Source organism: Lentzea sp. NPDC060358 (assembly GCF_042725365.1).
In the GTDB taxonomy this organism is placed as follows: domain Bacteria; phylum Actinomycetota; class Actinomycetes; order Mycobacteriales; family Pseudonocardiaceae; genus Lentzea.
In genome coordinates, this window is sequence record NZ_JBHXCW010000511.1 from 1 (window position 1) to 1064 (window position 1064).

Here is a 1064-nt window from a genome sequence, read left to right on the forward strand (position 1 = left end):
GCCCAAGGTCATGCACAACGCCAAGAGCGCCATGCGGGTCTTCCCCGAGCACGGCTGGTCGGTCGACGGCGTCACGATGGACACCGCGCTCGCCGCCTATCTGGTCAAGCCCGGCCGCCGCTCCTTCGCGCTGGACGCGCTGACGGTGGAGTACCTGGGCCGTGAGTTGGCCCCCGCCGCGGCCGCCGACGGGCAGCTCGCCTTCGGCGCCGACGACCAGGCGGAGGCCGAGTCCCTGATGGCCCAGGCCCGCGCGGTGCTGGACCTGGGCGAGGCGTTCGCCACCCGGCTGGTGGAGGTCGGCGCGGACAAGCTGCTGCACGAGATGGAGCTGCCCACCTCCGCGCTGCTGGCCCGCCTGGAGCGGCACGGCATCGCCGCCGACCGGGCCCACCTGGAAGGCATGGAGCAGCAGTTCGCCGGTGCGGTGCAGCAGGCGGTGAAGGAGGCGCACGCGGCGGTCGGCCGCGAGTTCAACCTCGGCTCGCCCAAGCAGCTCCAGGAAGTCCTCTTCGGTGAGCTGGGCCTGCCCAGGACGAAGAAGACGAAGACCGGCTACACCACCGACGCCGACGCGCTGGCCTGGCTCGCCGCGCAGACCGAGCACGAGCTGCCGGTGATCATGCTGCGTCACCGTGAGCAGGCCAAGCTGCGGGTCACCGTCGAGGGCCTGATCAAGACGGTCGCGGCGGACGGCCGCATCCACACCACGTTCAACCAGACCGTGGCGGCGACGGGCCGGCTCTCCTCCACCGACCCCAACCTGCAGAACATCCCGGTCCGTACGGACGAGGGCCGGGCCATCCGCCGCGGCTTCGTCGTCGGCGACGGCTTCGAGACGCTGATGACGGCCGACTACAGCCAGATCGAGCTGCGGGTGATGGCCCACCTCTCCGAGGACGCCGGTCTCATCGAGGCGTTCACCTCCGGCGAGGACCTGCACACCACGGTCGCCTCGCAGGTCTTCGGCGTCGACAAGTCGGCCGTCGACCCGGAGATGCGCCGCAAGATCAAGGCCATGAGCTACGGGCTGGCGTACGGGCTCTCCGCGTTCGGCCTCTCCC

1 protein-coding gene is annotated in these 1064 nt (G+C 71.1%); it reads left to right on the forward strand.

The genetic code is table 11. The features are described 5' to 3' along the window. Positions 1 to 10: 10 nt before the first annotated feature. A partial coding sequence (locus tag ACFWGZ_RS41280; protein WP_382457024.1) for a DNA polymerase occupies positions 11 to 1064 on the forward strand: 1054 nt, incomplete at its 3' end.